Origin of the sequence: Flavobacterium sp. HJJ, from assembly GCF_015351475.1 — a bacterium.
Classification (GTDB): Bacteria; Bacteroidota; Bacteroidia; order Flavobacteriales; family Flavobacteriaceae; genus Flavobacterium; species Flavobacterium marginilacus.
The window spans coordinates 25352-45964 of record NZ_JADKPR010000021.1 but is presented as its reverse complement, the minus strand read 5'-3'; the positions used below and the strand labels follow the sequence as shown (position 1 = coordinate 45964).

Here is a 20613-nt window from a genome sequence, read left to right as displayed (position 1 = left end):
CAAGTCCTCGCAGGAAAAGCAGATTTTCTAAAGTTACAAAAAGAGCTTCCTTTGGTCGCTTTTTTGCAGCAAGAAAATTTTGCTTTTCCTGCTCCGGGCTTTCCACTGCTATCCTACCGTGTGGACACATCTTTTAATAGGCCACAGATGACACGGATTGAACGGATTTAAATCGATAAATTTGTTGTTTTTTTAAAAATGTATTGAAAAAAACATAAGTTTTATACATAATATTTTTAGTATACAACCAAAAAATCAGCGATAATCTGCCCAATCTGCGTGCTATTTTAACATAAAATATTTGTGTCCACACGGTAGGCTGCTATCAGGGCTAGTGGCTGAGCGTTTTCTGAATTTACAATTTATTTAGGCAGCTCGTACATTTTAGGCAAAGAATTCACTAATGCCGATTTTGTTTTTGATGCGAATGTTTTAAAATCAGCTGCATTAGATGCAGTCGGTGTTGGAACGTAATACCCGTCTTGATAATTGGTCCAAAAAATAACATAGCTTATTTGGATGTTGTTTGCTGTCAATGCACTGTATAAATAAGTCGAAAACCAATTGGCTATCGGAGAAACGCTTGCTGTAACTTGATAACCAGTTTCTGTCATGGCAGCAATTTTCACTTTGTCTGCGGCTAAATCGGATATCATTTTTAGTTTAGCATTAGCTTTATCTGCTCCAGTCTGCCCTTGATTATTAAAATCACCGTAATTATCTATTCCCAAAACATCAACATATTTATCTCCGGGATAACGGCTCAAATAATCTGTCGCTTTTGAATAAGAATTATCAGGAGAAAATGCATATAAAATATTGTGAACTCCTTTGGTATCTCTTAAGTAAGTAACAGTAAACTGATAAGCTGCTTTATATTCGTCTGGTGAACAAAAATTAGCGCCCCACCAGAACCAGCTTCCGTCGAACTCATGAAAAGGCCTAAAAATAATGGGAATTAATTCTCCTTTAGAACCTTTTAAATTTGATATCACACTGGCCACTTTGTCTAGTTTTTTCTTGTACCATTCATGATTGGTTCCGCCTGGCAAAATGCTTTTGAAAGCAGTTGTTTTTTCCTCTGCGGTCATGTCTGCTGCATAAAAACTTTCGTCTTTATTCGGTTCTCTGATGTGCCAGGAAAAAGTATTGATCATGCCTTTGGCGTATGCCTCTTTCACATCATCAGTTATAGTAATTTCCTGTTGGTAATACCAATTGTTTGTTTGTCCATTATTATTTTTGTCGGTAATAAACATAAAATCAGAACCCAAAACAGCGGGATCGTATCCAGTTGTTTTCTTCATGTCTGATTCAGCCGAAGAGCCATTATTGTAAATGCCACTAAAAGCATCCTGCTGTCCAATTGCAAATTTGGTTTTAGCAAGTTTTTTTAGGTTATAAAATAAAGCGACTGTTTCTGCCGTAGCGTTTGGGTCAGCCATATAGGTTTTTACATTTTGTGTTGTTAAAACATCAGTAACTACAGGTGGTTCAGTCACCGGATCAGGTGCTGAAGCTGAGCTGTCTCCAGAGCAGGCCGAAAGGAATGACAATCCGATCAGAATTGTCAGAGTATAAATTTTTCTCATAAATAATGTACGATTCAGATGCTATTTGAAATCGACTGAAAGAGCATCGGCATAAAGCGTTCCCGATGCAAATCCTAAGGCTAGCATGATTCTGTATTTTTTTGTTCCAGCTGGAAGCGTAAATGTTTTGGTGTAATACGTCCAGTCTGTTGTTGCGGTTACAAAAGCAATATTTTGATCACCAGTTTTTTGATCTCCGGTTCCGGTAAATTCGACACTGAATAATCCGTTATTCCATGGATCTTTACCCTGTTTTATGGCATCTGATTTTAACCATCCTGAAATTGTTATTGAGACAGCATTATCAGGTACAGCAGCAATCTGATCAATTCCAGTCCAGTCAAAAGCAGCAGAATTTAGAACAAGTGCTGCCTTGCCTTCTTTGAAAACAGCTGTTGAAACAGCTGCATTGCCGCGCCAGGAAGCTGTTCCGTTTTCAAAATCGGTATTTGTTAACACTGCTGTCTGCGATCCTGAAGCTGTGGCTGTATTTTTTGCATTTTCTTCTTGCTGTATTTTATCCATCTGCTCCTGAGTAATAGCAACAGCTTTTATATCGTCAAAAAAAATAGTTCCATTAGTCTGCCCTAGTGCCAGCATTACTCTAAGCTTTGAAGCTCCTGCAGGAACAGCAATTATTTTTTTGTAAAAAGACCATGGTGTTGTTCCTAATACTGAAGCGATACTTTCGTTTTTAATTCCTTTCTCACCAGAATTTAAAAATTCAATATCAAATTTTCCGGTATTCCAGTCATTTTTGCCTTTTTCTACTCCCTCAGTTTTTATCCATCCGCTTAATTCGATGGCTGCTGTATTTTTAGGAATAGTGGTAATCTGGTCTACAGCTTTCCATTCGGCTCCCACATACTGAGTAATGGTACAGCTGTTTTTACCTGATTTTTTATCATAAGGCGAAATAGCTGCATTTTCTTCGCCTCTCCAATTTAATAAATCAGTTTCAAAACCAGCATTTTTTATAAGGTTGGTCTGCGCATTATTTGTCACAGTAATAAAAATAAGACTTAATACAAGAAATGCTTTCATAATTATTAAATTTAGAGGTTACTTTAAATTAAAACGGGATGTTTTCTAACTTTCGATTCGGTGAATTAATTCAATACAGGCTCTTCCGTTATGATAGGGACATTTCCAGAATCCGGCTTTGTCTTTTTTCATAGTTGAATAATCGCTGAAAATTCCCCAAAACCACTCTCCATTTTTTTTGTCGATGATGTGTTTTTGTGTAAAATCCCAGTTTTTGAAAATTATATCCAAATATTCCTGTTTGCCGGTAAGCTGCCAGGCTGTAAAATAGCCTATCATCAATTCGGATTGAGGCCACCAGTGTTTTTCGGCAATTAATTCATTAGTTTCCGGGTCAAATTCATACCACAATCCGCCATCTTTATCAATTCCTTCTTTGGTTACATCGGCAATTTGGACCGCATATTTTTTGTATCGTTCTATTAAATTACCATCACCTGCAATTTCTGCACATTGCAGTAAAAGCCAGGCTGCTTCAATGTCGTGACCATAGGAGATTACGTCTTTCTTCTCTATCCAATTTTCATCAAAAAAAAGTCTCAGATGTCCTGTTTCAGTATTGATAAAATATTTTTCGATAGTTTCTAATAATTCTATAATGACTTTTCGCAATGATTCGTCTTTCCAGACTTTATATAAATTGGCATAACCTTCAACGATGTGCAGATGAGTATTCATCGTTTTCTTTTCGTTGGCGTCTTTTTCGCTTAAGCGTAAGTCATCTATAGGTTTCCAATCGCGTGTAAAAGCTTCTAAATAACCGCCTTTTTCATTGTCATAACTATGTTTTTGAATTCTATTGTATAATGCAATTGCAAGATGTAATGATTTGTTGTCTTCGGTTACCGAATAGTATTCGCTCAGTCCATAAATGACAAAGGCTAAAGCATAAATTTGGTTTTTGGTGTCTTTTGGAGTTCCATCGGAATGAAGACTCCAGAAAACACCGCCAAATTCACTATCATAAAAATGTTCCGAAATATATTCGAAAGCACGTTTAGCTGTGTCTAAGTGGTCTTGTTTTTTAGAAATTTTATAAGCTGCAGAAAAGGTCCATAACAGTCTCGCATTAAGTACAGACCCTTTTTCAGCTTCATCATTTGTATTATTATTGTAATCTATCTGCCCGACAAAACCTCCGTTTTTTTCGTCCAAAGTATTTTCCATCCAATAAGAGAGAATGCTTTGAAGTTCAAGCTTTAGTTCTGTTTTTAGATTTTTTAAATTAGAATTCACAATTATGAAATTTCTTTGTTTCTATTCACCTGATTGATGATGGCATTTACAGAACCTGCAGAAGTCAGAGTGTCTTCAGGAGTATTGATAACATAATCTACTAATCTTTCTACAGAAGAAACAGCTACGTGCATTCTTGTGTCTGAAGAAGCATAGTAAATGAAAACGGTACCGTCTTTATCTTCAATCCACCCATTAGAGAATAAAACATTAGAGACATCTCCAACTCTTTCTATGCCTTCTGGTGCCATAAAATGTCCGGCAGGAGCATGAGTTACTTTTGAAATATCATTCAGGTCAGTCATGAACATGTATAATGTATAACGCAGGCCTGCAGCAGTGTTACGCACACCGTGAGCCAAGTGAAGCCATCCTTTTTCGGTTTTAATTGGTGCTGGTCCAAGACCATTTTTCAATTCATATACTGTGTGATATTGTTTTCCGTAAATGATTTTTTCTTCCTTTACGACTGGATTAGTCATGTCGTCAATATAGCCAAGTCCTATTCCGCCGCCATTTCCAACATCAATAAAACCATCTTGCGGACGGGTGTATAAAGCATATTTTCCGTTTACAAATTCAGGGTGCAGTACCACGTTGCGCTGCTGTCCTGTATTTGATACTAAATCCGGCAGTCTTTCCCAGTTGATTAAATCTTTGGTGCGTACAATTCCTGCATTGGCAACAGCCATACTGGTGTCGCCTTTTGGAGCGGATGGATCTTTTCTTTCAGTACAGAAAATACCATAAACCCAGCCGTCTTCATGCTTTATTAAACGCATGTCATATACATTGGTATCAGGTTCTTCTGTTTGAGGTATGACACATGGTTTGTCCCAAAATTTGAAATTATCTACTCCATTAGGGCTTTCAGCAATAGCAAAAAATGATTTTCTGTCGGCTCCCTCAACACGCACTGAAAGGACATAATTATCATTCCATTTCATGGCACCAGCATTGAATGTTGCATTTATCTGAATTCTTTCCAAAAACAGCGGATTTGTATTTGGATTAAAGTCAAATCTCCATTCAAGCGGAGCGTGTGCAGCTGTTAAGACTGGATTTTTATAGCGAGTGTATATGCCGTTTCCAATGCCTTCCTGAGGCTGGTTTTTTGTTTGTATTAGGGTGTTAAATTGTTTTTCAAGTCCAGCTTTTATTTCTTTTAAATCTGGCTGTAGTGCTGTTGTATTCATAGGTTGAATTTTCTAGATCGGTATTATTTATTTATATTTCTTTTATCATTAAGTTCATCTTCAATGGCTTGTAGTTTTTCTTCCGAAAGGGGGTAGAAAACGATGAAAAGTACCGAGATAGCCGCTGCAATTGCAGGAAGAATGCTCAGCATTAATTGTATTCCAGTTTGTGCGGTCAATGTTTGTGCTACATTGGCTTGAAAACCAAAGTATCCCAATAACCATCCTGTTGCTGCTCCGCCGATTGTCCATCCAAATTTTTGAGACATTGAAGAAGCTGAGAAAATAAGTCCCGTTGCTCTTCGTCCTTGTTTCCATTCAGAATAATCGGCACTATCGGCATACATAGACCAGATTAAAGGGAATATACAGCCTGCACAAATGCTAATAAGTACTTGGAAAACCATAATAAGGATTATATCTTCTTTTCCTAAATAATAGAAAATTATACTCAAAACTGCAGCAAGAGCCATAGCGCCAAAGAACGTTTTCTTTTTCCCGATTTTATTAGCAATAGGTGTGGCAGCAATAACACCAATAATGTTAGCCGCTTGTCCTAATACTAAATAAAGTGTGGTTGGAGTCATTGCAAAATTTTCTCCCAAAAAGTTAAAACTATAGCTTACAGTGCTGCTTACATAGTATTTAAAATAATAAACAGCTGCTCCGTCACGTATTGAATTGAATATCAATGCTCCGATTCCGGCTCCCAATAAAATCCACCAGGGTCTGTTTTTAAGAAGGTCATTTAAATCTTCTTTTAAATTAGGTTTTTCATCAGTTAACGGCTGAACTCTTTCTTTGGTAAGAAAAAAACAAGACCAAAAGAAAATTGTTGTAATCATTCCAAAAACGGCAATCGTATATAACCAGCCTGTTTTAGAGTTCAAACTTCCGCCAAAATGATTTACCAAAGGCTCGATTAGCCACAAAGCCAATAGACTTCCGCCAAATGCAAAAACCATACGGTATGAAGAAAGTGTGGTGCGTTCTTTGCGGTCAGCAGACATTACTCCTAGCAGTGAAGCATAGGGAACATTAATTATAGAATAAATCATCATCATTAATGAATAAGTAACATAGGCGTAGATTATTTTGCCTTTTTCATCAAAATCAGGAGTATAAAAAGTAAGTACACCAATTACTGCAAACGGAATTGCTGTCCATAATAAATAAGGTCTGAATTTTCCCCAACGGCTTTTGGTGCGGTCTGCAGCAATACCTACCAAAGGGTCAAAGCAGGAATCCCAGATACGTGTAATTAAAAACATTGTTCCAACAACGGCTGGTGCTATTCCAAAAACATCTGTATAAAAAAACATTAGGTACATGCTGAAAATTTTCCAAAACATTGAGGAGGCGGCATCTCCTAATCCGTAACCAACTTTTTCTTTTAATTTAATTTTTTCTTCCATTTTTTAGGTTGTTGTCTTTTGGTGTTATTTTTTATATAAATTTATTTTGGCAGCATCTTTTTCAAAAAAGATGTTGTTTAGATTATAGAAATCTACAAAATCTTTTTCACTGACTTGTCCTTTAAAAGGAGCGTAATAATGCATTTTTTGTTCTTTTTCCTGCCAGCCGTGATTTCTCCAAACTAAGACATAAGATATTTTATATGTTCCCATTGCTTTCATCAAAGTGTCTGTCCACCATTTGTCATATGGAATAGCTTCATAGCCAGTTTCTGCAAATGCAATGATTTTGTTTTGCTCTTTGGCAATCTGATCTATTATGCCAAATTGTTTTTGACAGTTTTCTACAAAAGAATTGTCTTTCAGCGGGTCATTGTAAATGTATTTATCAAAGCTTAAAATATCAGCGTATTCTGACCCTGGATAGTATTCTAAAAAATCTTCTTTAGACGTAAAATCAGCTGTATTGTATACATAAATTAAATTATGAAGGCCTTTCTTTTGAAAATAATCAACTGTGAATTTCCAAAGTTTTTTAAATTCTTCGGGGCTTCCGTTGTTTTTACACCACCAAAACCAAGTGCCGGTAAGTTCATGATAAGGACGGTATAATATTGGGATTAGATTCCCTTTATTATCCCTTAAAGTTAAAATGTATTTTACTGCTTCATCCAGCCAAGCTTTATATTTTTCATGACTAACACCTCCCGGCAAAGCCGAAGCCAATGACTTTTGAGTTGTATCCCAGGCATTTCCACCTGTTAATGGGTTGTTCGAATGCCAGCTAAGAGTAATAACACCGCCTCTTTTATGTCCGTCAATGATGAATTGTCTCATTTTATCAAAGGGAATTCCGTCGATGTTTTTATCCGATTTGTATTCAAGTCCTCCTAAATCCCAGCCATAGACGGCAGGATAATCTCCAACAACGTCTTTTACATCGCTGCGTCCATCCTCATATTTCCAGTTTACGCCATATGCCAAATCATCCTGATGGCCGAAAAGGATTCCCTTATTGCTTGTTCTGTGTAGATTTTGATATAATAGAATGGTGTTTTTTGTCGCTTTTTTATCTGATAATGATAATTTAGTATCACTATTCTGTGATTGAGCTGTGAAAAACACACTCAAAACAAATAAAAAAGACATTATGTGGTTTGTTTTTGTCATAATTTATAGTAAAAGTTTTTAATGGTGCTGCTTAGACTGTATTTAGTGTGAATTAAGTCTCAGAGTGTTGTATTTTTTGAAAACTGTTATTCTATATTTATATTAATTTTTTGATAAAATGTTAAAAAAAATATCATTTTAAAATGATTTATATTTTTTAAGGATATTTTTATATTCAAAAACATAAATTCATTTTTCAAAGATAAAGTAATAACATCTTTTGAATTAATATTATTTTATCAAATTTATATCTTATTATTGCAAAAAAATAAATGAATTATGAGCGCTTTTAAAGATTTTCACAGAGAAATAGTTCCTCTAGCGGCACAAGACAGTTTTTTGGTTTTTGACAGGATTAAAGATGAGTTTGATTATCCGGTGCATTATCATCCCGAGTATGAAATCAATTTTATATTAAACGGAAAAGGAGTAAAACGCGTTGTAGGTGACACTATAGAAGAGATTGATGATGTTGAGCTGGTGCTGGTAGGGCCGAATTTATATCATGGTTGGGAACAATATAAGTGTAAAAATAAAGATATTCATGAGATAACGATTCAGTTTCATAATGATCTTTTTCATGATTTTTTGCTTTCCAGGCGAATTATGACTCCAATTAAAGAGATGTTTAATCGTTCTGTACATGGTATTTTATTTTCAAAACAGGTAGCAGAAATGCTTACTCCGCGGTTAATAAAGATATCAAAGCTGGATGGGATGGATTATTTTCTTGAAATCATATCAATTCTCTATGATCTTGCCAACTCTCGTAATCAAAGGCTTTTGTCTACTTTTACTGTTGAAAATGATACTTTTGAGGAGTATGATAAGATGAAGTTAATCTATGATTATATTCAGAAGAATTTTGCTGAGAAATTATCATTGGAAGAGGTTGCCGGTGTTGCCAGTATGACTACTATTTCTTTCAATCGGTTTATAAAAAAACGCACAGGAAAGACATTTGTCAATTATATTAATGATATTCGTATTGGCTACGCAGCCAGATGGTTAGTAGAGAAAGATCTCAGTATATCTGAGGTTGCGTTCAAATCTGGGTTTAATAATATTGCAAATTTTAACAGAAGTTTTAAGTCTTTTAAGAAATGTACTCCCAGTCAGTACCGTGATGATTTCTCAGGATTGAAGCGAATTCTGTAGAAAACTTGTGATTATGTTGTGAAAAGTCCTTTGAAAGTAATTTAAAGGACTTTTTTGTTTTTAATAATTGTTTATATTGCTTTAATTTTAAGTTTTAAATAATAATAACATAAAAAAATATTGACTAAATTTTATTATATGTAATTTTTATTTCCATTTTGAAAATATATTATCATTAAATGATATAATAATATTAATTTAATGTTTACTACTGTTATAAATTTGTTAATTATAAATCATACTAATTAATACCAAGATAATTTCCGAATAACCCTTTTCGGGGATTATCAAACTTAACTAACAAATTTTTATTATGAAAAAACTATTGTCTAATTTAATTCATTGGAAAGTCAGCCACAGACCAATTCCTTTGATTTTGTTTTTATTATTATCATGCAGTTACATTACGGCACAAACAAAAGTGCAGGGAGTTGTAAAAGATGATAAAGGGCTTACTATTCCAGGGGTAAATATCACTGTTATAGGTTCGGGAAAATCAGTTTCAACTGATTTTGATGGGAAATTTGCTATAGATGTTCCTGCAAATGCATCATTGTCCTTTTCTTTTGTAGGTTTTAATACGCAAAAAATTGCTGTAGACGGGAGAACAACTATCAATGTCATTTTAAAATCTAGTGCAGAAGATTTAAAAGACGTTGTAGTAATTGGTTATGGAACTGTAAAAAGAAAAGACGTAAACAGTGCTGTTTCTAGTATTAGTTCAAAAGATATCGAAAATATAAAGGTAGCTTCTTTTGACCAAATGATGCAGGGTAAAGCTGCTGGTGTTGTTATAAATAATAACTCTGGTGAGCCAGGAGGAAATGTTTCTGTAAAAATTAGAGGAGCATCATCATTGACAGGCACAAACGAGCCTTTATATGTAATTGATGGTGTGCCAATTTCAGGAGATGCAAGAAATTCATCTACATCTGGAAGAAATGCATCTGGAAATTCTAATTTTTCTAATGCTGGAAATATTACATATAGCCCTTTATCACTTATAAACCCTAGTGATATAGAATCTATTGATATTCTTAAAGATGCTTCTGCTACAGCTATTTATGGTTCTCGAGGTGCTAACGGTGTTGTTCTTGTGACAACAAAATCTGGTAAAAAAGGAACAGGAAAATTAACTTACGAGAATTCTTATTCTATCAGTAATCTGCCAAAACAATTGCCTTCAATGAATCTGTCGCAATATGCAAGCCATCAAAATGCTTTAGCAACTGTATATGGTCTTGGTCTTCGTCCAGAATTTGCTCATCCAGAATATTTAGGAGCTGGAACAGACTGGCAGAAAGAAATTTACCAGACAGGAATTATGAAATCGAATCAATTGTCTTTTTCAGGCGGTAAAGACGGCGTGAATTATTATATCTCCGGTGGTGCATTAAATCAAGAAGGTATTGTAATTGAATCGGGTTTCAAACGATATAATTTTAGATCTAATATTGATGCAAAACTTAATAAATTTATAAAAGTCGGTGCAAATGTCAGCGGTACAATTACAGATGAAAAATTAACTTTAAACGGTCAGTTTAATGGAGTAGTTGCTACTTCTCTATTATCAACTCCAGATGTTGCAGTTAGAGAATTGTCAGGATCTTTTGGAGGACCAATTAGCGGGCTTTCATTCGTTAATCCTGTGGCAACTTCTTTATTAGGATCTAATACATTGGTTAGAAAAAATTATTCTGGAAATTTTTATACGCAGATTGATCTGTTTAAAGGATTGGATTATCGTTTTGAAGCGGGTGGATATATTTATGACAATTTAGGACAGCAGTATGATCCAATGTATTCTTTAGGAAATGCTGTAAAAAGCTATGCTAACTTATACTATAATCCATCTTCTGGTAATTCATGGAACTTGAAAAATATGCTTACCTATAGAAAAACTATTGGTAAACACAATTTTACAGTTTTGGCAGTGCAAGAATCGAACAGAGCACATTGGGAAGGGTATTCTATTAATGCTACTGGCTTTAAAGACAATAGTCATCATGAACTTGCGTATTCTGATTTGTCTAAAGCAATTGTAAGCAGTCCATACGAAGGAGATCAAACTATGTCTTCTTATTTAGGAAGGGTTGTTTATGATTATGGCGATAAATATGGGATTTCGGCATCGATAAGAGCGGATGGATCTTCAAAGTTTGACGTTGGTAAAAAATGGGGTACTTTTGGTGCATTTGGAGCTTCTTGGAAACTTTCAAATGAGGCTTTCATGGAGGGTACTAAAAAGTATGTTGATAATATAAAATTTAGATTTGGCTGGGGGCAGACAGGAAATAATCAAATTCCTGGTTGGTCATATGATTCTAATCTGCATTTGGTTAATAGTTCAATGGGGAATTCCTATTTGCCATCAAACACTAATAATGCAAATTTAAAATGGGAAACTCAAGAGCAGACTAATTTAGGTTTAGATTTTACAATGTTTGATTCTAAACTAACTGCTTCTGTGGATGTATATAATAAAGTTTCTAAAGATTTCTTGTATCAAGTTCCTTTGCCAAACTTCCTTTCTGGCGGCGGCGATTATGAAGGTGGTGTAAATCCTCCATATTTTAATCTTGGAAGTATGAGAAATAGAGGTATCGAGGTTACACTTGGTTATTCTCATAACTTTACTGAAAATTTTTCATGGAATGCAAATTTGAATTTATCTAAGTATGTTAATGAGGTTACAGATATGCTAGGATTAAACATTGTTAAAACAATGAATACACTGGCTTATAGTACAGTTACTGTTTCCAGAACAATGGAAGGTTTGCCAATAGGATCATTCGTTGGTTATCAGGCTGAAGGTATTTATAGAACAGATGCTGATTTGTTAACTTATGGACATGATACTAATGGAACTAAAACAATCCTAAAAGATGGAACTAATTCATTATTGCCAAATTTCCAAAAAGGAGATGTAATTTATAAAGATCAAAATAATGATGGTATTATTGATTCAAAAGATTTAGTTGCAATTGGAAATCCTAATCCAAAATTAACTTACGGATTTACGAATAATTTTAAATATAAAAATATTGATTTGTCTATTTTTCTTCAGGGAACTGTTGGAAATAAATTAATGAATTTAACTCGTGCATCTGGTACAATGAATAATGGTGTTGGAACAAATTATTTGACTGAAGCAGCAGATTTTTATTCGGCTGATAATTTAGATGGTGCTTTACCAAGACCTTCAGCTTATGACAATATAAATAATGCGGTATCATCTCGTTTTATTGAGGATGGATCTTATTTGAGAATTCAAAATCTAACTTTAGGATATTCTTTACCGTCTGATATTATTTCAAAAATAAAATTGTCAAGATTGAGATTTTATGCCTCTGCGCAAAACCTATATACTTTTACCAATTACAAAGGTTATGATCCTGAAGTAGGTTCTTATAACCAAGATGCATTATTATCTGGTATTGATAACGGACGTTATCCGACTCCTAGACAGATATCTTTTGGTTTTAATGTTGAATTTTAATACGTATTAATATGAAAAATATAATAAAAAGAAGCAGTGTTGTTGCTATGACATTGATATTGTTGGTCTCATCTTCTTGTTCTCAGGATTTTATAGATGTGCCGGCACAGGGAACACCTACTTTAACTAACTATTATGACTCAGATTTAAAACTGGATAATGCAGCTAATGGATTATATGGTCTTGTATGGTTTAATATGAACAAAGCGGGTTATTATGGTATTACTGATGTGATTTCTGGTAATATGTATGCTGCTCCGTATAATGATTTTGGTAAATTCACCGATTTGAGTTTTACTAGTACGGCATCCTATATTTCTGATTCATGGAGATCATGTTATGGTGCTATTGCAAATTCTAATGCTTTTATCAATGGTCTGCCTACAGGTGTTGGGCCTGAAGTTAGTAAAGAAGCATTAAATAATGCATTAGGAGAAGCACATTTTATCAGAGCCTTTTCTTATTTTTTCTTAGTGAGATTATGGGGTAATGTGCCTATTATTGAAAACACTGCTGATTATTCTGCGAATTTTGTGACTCCGAGTAATCCAGTTGCAGATGTTTATAAATTTATAGAAAATGATTTAAAATTTGCCGCTGCAAATTTGAGAACAAAAGTAAGAGGTTCTAATTATGCTACTAATGCGCACGTATCAAGCGGGTCTGCTAAAGCTTTTTTGGCAAAAGTATATTTATATGAGAAAAAGTATGACTTGGCAAAAGCTATGGCTTTAGAAGTAATTAACAGCGGAGAGTTTAAATTATTAGGAGGAGATGAATTGCCTACAAAATCGTTTGCAGATTTATTTTTGCAGATGAACAATAATAATGAAGAGTCAATCTTTGCATGGCAATGGACAGGGACAGCAACTTATTTTGACGGTAACTTCTCTAATACAACTTTTGCTCCTGAAAATAGATTGGTAGAAACTACTTATTCTGCCCAGATTGCACCATCTCAGGATTTAATTAATAATGTTTTTGAGGCTGGAGACAGAAGAAGAAGAGAGACCTTTATGCTTTCTGGGGATTATTATCCTAATTTAACTTATGCTAAGGATCTCAGTGTTGATGCTCCTTATATTTTAGGATATACATTTGATACAACATCAGCAACTTTACCTGACGGGAAAACTGCGAATCCTACACTTAATGGAGTTCAAAACTCTGGAGCAGGGCTTAAAAAATATGTAATCGGAAAAGAAAATTTACCTATAACAGGGAAATTTAATAAACCTTTTAATGGAGAAAGCAGTATGAACACGTATCAGATGCGTTATGCTGAGTTATTATTGATTCATGCAGAAGCAGCTATAGGTTCTCAGACAGGAAGCACCACAGATGCATTGGCTCTTAAATCTTTCAATGCAGTCCGTAAAAGAGCAGGACTGTCTGCAAAGGCATCAATTACTTTTGATGATGTATTCAAAGAAAGACGCGCGGAATTGGCTTGTGAAGGAGATTACTATTTTGATTTGGGACGTTTGCCTTTTGCTAAAGCTAAAGCTATACTAGAGGGGCAAAATAGAGGAGATAAAGACAATCCTAAACACATAACGATTACTGCTACAAATCTTTTACTGCCTTATCCAGCAGATGATTTGATTAAAAATCCAAAATTGACAGAAGTAGCTCCGTATACTTTTAAATAATTTTTAAAATTAAAAATATGAAAAATATAAAAAATGTTACGTTGACAGCATGTATTGCATTGATGTTCTCTTTAATGCTTTTTAGTTCATGCTCCGATGATTCTAATACTTCAGACAGTGCCGGTCCTCCAGTTGTAGAATCAGTAATGCCGTCAGGTTATACTGAAGATGGTGTTATTTTGCCATTAGCTCCAGTTACCAAAGGAGATCCTAAAAGTTATTATATCATCCATGGTAAAGGTTTGCTTACAACGCAGAAAGTGTACTTTAATGATTTTGAGACTTATTTTCGTCCAACTTTTGTAACAGATACTGATATTGTTATAATGATTGATGAAAGCACGCCGTATGCTAACGCTTCTAATAAATTAAAAATAGTTACCAATTACGGAACTGTTCTTTATGATTTTGTTACAGCACCGCCGCCGCCAACTTTTAATTGGTTCAATTCAATAAATGCAGCAGCAGGTGATGTAGTTACTATTGATGGAAAGTATTTTTTAAATCCTGTTGTAAAAGTTGGCACGCAGCAAGCAACTATAGTTTCTTCTACGTTGACAGAGATTAAGTTTAAGATGCCAGCTAATTCTGCTGATAAATTGGTGACAGTTACAAATATTACTGGTACAGCAGCTTCTAGTCTAGCAGTTGGTGCAGCATTGTATGACGATGCAATACAAGGTGATGCAGGACATTGGACTTGGAGCGGTAATGAGTTTAATACAAATTATACTGTAGATAAAGCCCAAGGAAACGCATCCCTGAAAATAGCTTTTGGAGGTTGGGATGGTGCTGATTTGAAGTTTAATTCTAGAGATGTTTCAAAATATAAAGCATTTAGAGTTAAGATTAAAAGTACCTCTGCAAATCCTGATGCTAAATTGAAATTTGTTTTTGGAGGATGGGCTTATCAAATAGTAAAATCAATAAATACATCATGGACTATTATTGAGATTCCGTTCTCAGAGATTGGAAATCCTACTACTTTTGATCAATTGACATTTCAAGAAGCCGGAAATTTTGGCGGTAACACCATATTAATGGATGAGATGGGATTTGTGTTAAAATAATTTTTAATTTGAGTTAGTTGAAATATTCCCTAGTTGAAAAATTAGGGAATATTTTTTTTACAGCAGTTCTTATGACTTTAAATTTGAAATACTCAAATTCACTATTACATTGTTTTTAAGTGTATTTTGAAAAAAAAGTATCAATATACTTGACTTCGATTCATTATTTTTGAGAGTTAAACTTTTGACAAACCTTTTTATAAATGTTGATGAAAAATTTTAAAACATCCTTTTTTTTAGTACTGATTTCTTTTAGCTTTTCTGTTTTTTCACAATCAGCTTTGAAAAATTCTCCAAGAGAACATATTTTGTTAGACAAAGATTGGAAATTTGCTTTTGGTCATCCATCAGATACTAAGAAAGACTATAATACTGGAACAGCCTATTTTTCTTATTTGGCAAAAGCGGGTTTTGGTGACGGCGCAGCCAATGCTTCTTTTGATGACCGTTCCTGGCGTAAATTGGATCTTCCTCACGATTGGGCGGTAGAGCAGGGTTTTAGTCCTGAAGCCAGTTTTAGTCACGGCTTCAAAGCCATTGGCCGAAATTTTCCTGACAAAAGCATCGGCTGGTACCGTAAAAAAATAACCATTCCCGAAAGTGATTTGGGAAGACGGATCCATATCGCATTCGATGGTGTTTTCCGTAATTCCATTGTTTGGGTAAACGGACATTATTTAGGAAATCAGGACAGCGGTTATCTGGGTTTTGAATACGACATAACCGATTATATTAATTATGGAGGCGAAAATACAATCGCTGTCCGTGTAGATGCAGTCATGGAAGAAGGCTGGTTTTATGAAGGAGCCGGAATTTACCGCCATGTTTGGCTTAATAAAACTAGTGAGCTTCATGTGCCGGATAACGGTACTTTTGTGAAAACAAAAACAAAAGACAATACGTCAGCAATTGATGCATTAATAACAGTTACAAACGAAGGAAAAACTGCTAAATCATTCAGAATTAGTCAAACTGTTCTGGATGCGTCAGGTAAAAATGTTTCCGAAAAAACAATAAATTCCTGCGTTTTAAACCCAAGAGAAACCAAAGACTTTTCAACAGATTTGACTTTGCAGAATGCAGTACTTTGGTCACTTGAAAATCCTTATTTGTATAAAATGATTACCTCCGTTTATGAAGAGGATAAGCTGGTAGATACTTTTCAAACTTCTTTTGGAGTAAGAACTATTCGTTTTGATGCCAATGAGGGCTTTTTTCTTAACGGAAAACATGTCAAAATAAAAGGAACAAACAATCATCAGGATCACGCCGGGGTAGGAGCGGCCATGCCGGATGCATTGCAGGATTTCAGAATTAAAACCTTAAAATCCTTCGGAAGTAATGCTTATCGCTGTTCACACAATCCGCCAACACCTGAATTGCTTGAGGCTTGTGACCGTTTGGGAATGCTGATTATAGATGAAAACCGTTTAATGGGGAGCACAGAAATGCATCTGACAGATATCAAAAAAATGATCGAACGTGACAGAAACCATCCTTCTATCATAAGCTGGAGCATTGGAAACGAAGAATGGGGAATCGAAAATGACATAGTAGGTGCCCGAATTGCCAGTACCATGCAATCGTATGTAAAAACTTTAGATGCTTCCAGACCTGCCACAGCAGCTTTCAGTGGCGGAATAGGCAGTAACGGAATAACAACGGTTATGGATCTTTTAGGTATTAATTATATCGTGAATAAAAGCACGGACAAACAACATGAATTATTTCCCAATCAATGTATTTGGGGAACCGAAGAGGGTAGTACCAATGCCACTCGTGGTGAATATTATCGCGACAATCAAAAACACATTATGCCGGCCTATGATAAAGCGCCAAGTTCGAGTTTTATTAGTATAGAACAAGGCTGGAAACATTATAATTCCCGCCCGTATCTGTCAGGAATGTTCATTTGGACAGGATTTGATTATCGCGGTGAGCCTACACCTTTTGAATATCCTTCAACAGGTTCTTATTTCGGGATGGTAGATCAATGCGGATTTTATAAAGATGACGCTTGGTACTTGAAAGCGTGGTGGCAAAATGAACCTGTTCTCCATCTTTTGCCTCACTGGAACTGGGCAGGAAAGGAAAACCAAAGTATTGAAGTTTGGGCGTACAGCAATTGTGACGAAGTAGAACTTTTTTTAAACAAGAAAAGTTTAGGTAAAAAAGCAATGGAAAAAGACGGCCATCTCGAATGGAATGTCAATTACACTCCCGGGACGCTGGAAGCAGTCGGGTACAAAAACGGAAAGAAAATCATAACCGATGCCGTAAAAACTACCGGCACAGCAGCAGTTCTAAATTTAGCATCCGATAAAAATAATATTGAAGCTTCCAAAAATGATATCGCAATGATTACAGTGAGTGCCAAAGATAAATCAGGACTTTCTGTTCCAATTGCTGATAATGAAATTACTTTTTCAATCACTGGACCTGGAAAAATTATCGGTGTTGGAAACGGAAATCCAACATCATTGGAACCTGACCAATATTTGGAAACCAATACCGTTTTGAATATTGAAAATTTAAAAGAAAAAATTGCAGCTGATTTCAATATTTCAGAAGAAACGCAGGAAAATGTTAGTGCCGAATCTTGGCAAAAAGCCTTTACAGACGACAGAGATACTATTTTTGGTAAAAAAGTAAAAACGGTCGTTTATAGAACTGAGTTCAATTTGCCGGCAAACTATAACGAAACGGAAATTAATTTGTTCTATAACAGTCTTGGGAAAAAACAATCCATTTTTATTAACGGAAATAAAATCAGCAATGAAATTCCAGAAAACAAAAAAGGAGATTCATTTGTGCTGGACAAAAAAATCCTGCATTCAGGCAAAAACACCATTGCAATTATCGCCGAGCCTTTATTGAAAAAATACAAATGGGATGTTGTCAATCAAAATCCGGGAACGATCCAGATTATTACCAAAGCCGAAAATTACAAGCGTAAATTATTCAATGGTTTGGCACAGGTAATTGTCCAAACAACCGGGGAAGCAGGAGAAATTACGTTAACAACAGTCAGTAAAGGCTTGAAGAATGCTGAAATAAAAATAAATGCAATAAATAATTAATAGAATGTGGGCGTGCCCCAAGGGTCGGGCTATCCGTTCCCGCTTTTTTCTTTATCAATTGCCTCGGGTTTAAACCCGAGGCAATTGATAAAGAAAAAAGAGCTCCACTATTATCTCTCACCAAAAAAATGGAGAACAAGATCATATAGTTTTAAAAAAAAATCTGCAAGATCTGCAAGATCTGCGTGCCAAATAAAAAATAAACATTTGTACAACAAGAATACTATCGCAACAACAAAATATAAAAAAATGAAAAAATTACTTCTCTGCTTACTTTTAAACTGCATTGCAATTCAAGGCTTCTCCCAAGGAAATGTCTATAAACAAGGAACCGGAAAATTCGAAGGTTTGGCCATGACACCGCCAATGGGCTGGAACTCCTGGAATACTTTTGAAACTAACATCGATGAAAAACTCGTAAAAGAAACCGCAGATATTATGGTTTCTACCAGAATGGCAGCTGCGGGTTACAACTACATTGTTCTTGACGATGGCTGGATGGCAAAGGAAAGAGATAAAGATGGAAATTTAGTTCCCGACCCGATAAAATTTCCAAGCGGAATGAAAGCTTTAATCGAGTATGTACACTCCAAAGGTTTGAAGTTTGGTTTGTACAATTGCGCCGGAACACATACTTGTGCAGGTTATCCGGGAACACGCGGTTATGAGTACCAAGATGCTCGTTTTTATGCCAGTTTAGGAATCGATTTTTTGAAATACGATTGGTGTAATACGGCAGGAATTAATTCTACAGAAGCATATTCAACAATGAGTAACGCACTTAAAACCGCTGGAAGACCAATTGTTTTCAGTCTTTGCGAATGGGGTGATACAAAACCTTGGGAGTGGGGAAAACCAATTGGAAACTTGTGGAGAATTTCGGGAGATATTTATCCTTGTTTTGATTGTGAATTTCACCACGAAGAAGGAAATTGGTCATCATGGGGATTCATGAAAATTGCCGAAATGCGTAAAGATATTCGTAAATATTCAGGTCCAGACCATTGGAATGATTTTGATATGATGGAAGTAGGCGACGGAATGACCAATACCGAAGACAAAACACATTTTGCAATGTGGTGTATGATGGCTTCTCCTTTGATTGCGGGAAATGATTTCAGAAAAATGTCAAAAGAAACTTTGGCGATTTTAACCAATAAAGAACTAATTACGGTCAATCAGGATAAATTAGGAATCCAGGGATTCAAACTTTCTGCGGAAGACGGACTGGAAGTTTGGGTAAAACCATTAGCTGATGGAAATTGGGCTGTTACTTTCTTAAATAGAACCGACGCTCTTAAAAAAATCAATTTCGACTGGAAAAAAAATTCAATCAAAGATGCCGATTTTGGCTTTGAAGCCGATTTTAATAAAACAATATTCAAAATCAAAGATCTTTGGAAAAACAAAGAAGCAGGAACTACTAAGAAGAATTTTACTGCTGATATAGCTTCTCATGATGTAATTACACTTCGATTAATTCCTTAAAAATGATAGAGATGAACTTTAAATCTAAAATTATTCTGCTTTTGCTGGTACTAAGCTGCAGCATCGCAAGCGCACAATTCGTAAAAAAGCACGGACAGCTAAGCGTAAAAGGAACTCAGCTGGTGGATAAAAACCAAAGCCCAATTGTTTTGAGAGGCGTAAGTTTTGGCTGGCATAGTATGTGGCCAAGATTTTATAATGAAAAAGCGGTAGACTGGCTGAAAAAGGATTTCAGCTGCAATATTGTGCGTGCAGCATTGGGAATCGAAATTGGGCAGTATGCTTATATAAAAGAACCTGAATTTTCTAAAGAAAAAATAGATGCGGTTATAAAAGGTGCAATCAAATCCGATATTTATGTGATTGTCGATTGGCACAGTCATAATATTAATTTGAAAGAAGCCAAAGAATATTTTGACGGAATCTCCAGGAAATACGGGAAATATCCAAATGTAATTTATGAGGTCTTTAATGAACCGGACTACGAAACCTGGCCGGAAGTAAAAGCCTATGCCGAAGAAGTAATTAAAGTCATTAGAGCAAACGATCCGGATAATATTATTTTAGTAGGATGCCCAAGGTGGGACCAAGATGTAAATTTACCAGCAGCTGACCCTATAAAAGGCTATGATAATTTAATGTACACCATGCATTTTTATGCTGCAACGCATCAAAAAGAGCTTAGAGATAGAACAGATGAAGCCATAAAAAGCGGTTTGCCTGTTTTTATCTCAGAATCGGCCGGAATGGAAGCTTCTGGTGACGGTCCTATGAATTATACTGCATGGCAGGAATATATTGACTGGATGGAGAGTAAAAAATTAAGCTGGGTAGTTTGGTCAATTTCTGACAAGACAGAAACATGTTCGATGTTAAAAAAATCTGCCAGTTCTGAAGGAAATTGGAAAGATGAAGACCTGAATGAATCTGGTTTGAAAACAAAAGAACTGCTAAGAAAATTTAATAGTAAGAATTAGATTTAAAAAAACATAAAAACCAATTTTTCAATGAGT

The 20613-nt window shown here is 35.2% G+C and carries 13 protein-coding genes; 7 read left to right on the top strand and 6 right to left on the bottom strand.

The genetic code is table 11. The features are described 5' to 3' along the window. Positions 1-362: 362 nt before the first annotated feature. From IRZ80_RS15890 to IRZ80_RS15865, 6 genes are read right to left on the bottom strand one after another with little or no spacing between them, the layout of a single operon-like run. A complete protein-coding gene (locus tag IRZ80_RS15890) occupies positions 363-1592 on the bottom strand; it encodes a glycoside hydrolase family 26 protein (protein WP_194642561.1) in 1230 nt (409 codons plus the stop codon). A 21-nt stretch (positions 1593-1613) separates the two neighbouring features. Further along, positions 1614-2636 (bottom strand): carbohydrate binding domain-containing protein, encoded by a 1023-nt coding sequence (locus tag IRZ80_RS15885; protein WP_194642560.1) that lies wholly within the window; start codon positions 2634-2636, stop codon positions 1614-1616. A 45-nt stretch (positions 2637-2681) separates the two neighbouring features. Then, positions 2682-3872 carry an AGE family epimerase/isomerase gene (locus tag IRZ80_RS15880; RefSeq protein ID WP_194642559.1) on the bottom strand — a complete coding sequence of 397 codons (1191 nt, stop codon included), beginning with the start codon at positions 3870-3872 and terminating at the stop codon, positions 2682-2684. A 2-nt stretch (positions 3873-3874) separates the two neighbouring features. After that, complete coding sequence (locus IRZ80_RS15875; protein ID WP_194642558.1) at positions 3875-5068, bottom strand: glycosidase; 1194 nt, start codon at positions 5066-5068, stop codon at positions 3875-3877. Between the two features lie 23 nt (positions 5069-5091). Then, positions 5092-6483, bottom strand: a complete 1392-nt coding sequence (locus IRZ80_RS15870; RefSeq protein WP_194642557.1) for an MFS transporter — start codon at positions 6481-6483, stop codon at positions 5092-5094. A 24-nt stretch (positions 6484-6507) separates the two neighbouring features. Then, on the bottom strand, positions 6508-7632 hold the full coding sequence (locus IRZ80_RS15865) for a glycoside hydrolase family 26 protein (protein ID WP_228520926.1): 1125 nt from the start codon (positions 7630-7632) through the stop codon (positions 6508-6510). Positions 7633-7932: 300 nt separating this feature from the next. Between IRZ80_RS15865 and IRZ80_RS15860 the strand changes: the two genes are divergently transcribed. The 7 genes from IRZ80_RS15860 (at position 7933) to IRZ80_RS15830 (ending at position 20577) form a co-directional block, all read left to right on the top strand. Next, positions 7933-8811, top strand: coding sequence for an AraC family transcriptional regulator (locus tag IRZ80_RS15860; RefSeq protein ID WP_194642555.1), 879 nt, complete (start codon positions 7933-7935; stop codon positions 8809-8811). Between the two features lie 313 nt (positions 8812-9124). After that, complete coding sequence (locus IRZ80_RS15855) at positions 9125-12310, top strand: SusC/RagA family TonB-linked outer membrane protein (protein ID WP_194642554.1); 3186 nt, start codon at positions 9125-9127, stop codon at positions 12308-12310. An 11-nt stretch (positions 12311-12321) separates the two neighbouring features. Next, positions 12322-13962, top strand: a complete 1641-nt coding sequence (locus tag IRZ80_RS15850) for a RagB/SusD family nutrient uptake outer membrane protein (protein WP_194642553.1) — start codon at positions 12322-12324, stop codon at positions 13960-13962. 17 nt (positions 13963-13979) lie between these two features. Further along, positions 13980-15032, top strand: a complete 1053-nt coding sequence (locus IRZ80_RS15845) for an IPT/TIG domain-containing protein (protein ID WP_194642552.1) — start codon at positions 13980-13982, stop codon at positions 15030-15032. 209 nt (positions 15033-15241) lie between these two features. After that, positions 15242-18112, top strand: coding sequence for a beta-galactosidase GalA (gene galA / locus IRZ80_RS15840; RefSeq protein ID WP_194642551.1), 2871 nt, complete (start codon positions 15242-15244; stop codon positions 18110-18112). Between the two features lie 249 nt (positions 18113-18361). Next, the gene (locus IRZ80_RS15835; RefSeq protein ID WP_194642550.1) at positions 18362-19600 is read left to right on the top strand and encodes a glycoside hydrolase family 27 protein; all 1239 of its coding nucleotides are present in this window, start codon (positions 18362-18364) and stop codon (positions 19598-19600) included. Positions 19601-19611: 11 nt separating this feature from the next. Further along, positions 19612-20577 carry a glycoside hydrolase family 5 protein gene (locus IRZ80_RS15830; protein ID WP_228520925.1) on the top strand — a complete coding sequence of 322 codons (966 nt, stop codon included), beginning with the start codon at positions 19612-19614 and terminating at the stop codon, positions 20575-20577. The last annotated feature ends 36 nt before the right edge of the window (positions 20578-20613 follow it).